We start from the raw sequence: 905 nt of genomic DNA, 5'->3' as shown, positions 1-905 counted from the left end.
TTTTTGGTGGGATATTGTTAAAAGAGACCGTCGTAGCCGTAGCCGGTGAGCGACGGGATCATTCCGGCCAGGGAGACGCAGCGGGCACCGAGGGACGCGCCGTGGACCACGCCGCGTCCCTCGGTGCCCGCTGCGTCTCCCTGGCCGGAATGATCCCGTCGCTCACCGGCTACGGCTACGACGTCCTGCGGGAGCTGGCGGCAACGTCCACGGCCCCGACCACCCTCACCACCGGCCACGCGGCCACCACCGTCGCCGTGGTGAAGACCGTGCGCGCCGCCCTCCGGGCGACCGACCGCGAGCTGGCCGACCTGACCCTCGCCGTCGTCGGCCTCGGTTCCATCGGCACGTCGTCCCTGCGTCTGCTGCTCTCCCTCAGCCCCCACCCGCCGGCCCGCGTCCTGCTCTGCGACGTCCCCGGCAGCGCCCCCCGACTCCACCACCTGGCGGCGGAACTGTCGGCCGACCACCCCACGACGGCCGTAGGGGTTGTCGAGTCCACCGGTTCCGGGGGCCTCCCCGCCGAGGTCTACGAGGCGTCCGACCTGATCGTCACGGCGGTCAGCGGCGGCCCGACGGCCCTGCTGGACGTGGACCGGCTGCGCCCCGGCACGATCGTCGTGGACGACTCCTTCCCGCACTGCTTCGACACCGCGCGAGCCCTGGAGCGGATGAGGCGCGAGCAGGACGTACTGATCGTGGGAGGCGGCCTGCTGGCCCTGGACCCCACCGAGACCCGCCTGTCACCGGATCTCCCGGCCGCCGCCCTGACCGGCCACGCCACCGCCCGCACCCAGCACCACCTGGCGGTCCACCTCCCCGGCACCCTCGCCTCCTGCCGCCTGGAGTCCCTCCTGCACGCCCACCTCACCCGTCCCGGCCTCGACGCCGACCCGGGCCCCGAG

At 73.5% G+C, this 905-nt stretch carries 1 pseudogene; it reads left to right on the top strand.

The annotated features are described in order from the left end of the window. Positions 1 to 905: pseudogene (locus P1P70_RS45150) on the top strand (hypothetical protein); the annotation flags it as partial.

This window comes from Streptomyces sp. MB09-02B (assembly GCF_033794485.1).
In the GTDB taxonomy this organism is placed as follows: domain Bacteria; phylum Actinomycetota; class Actinomycetes; order Streptomycetales; family Streptomycetaceae; genus Streptomyces.
This window is presented reverse-complemented; position numbering and strand designations above follow the sequence as displayed.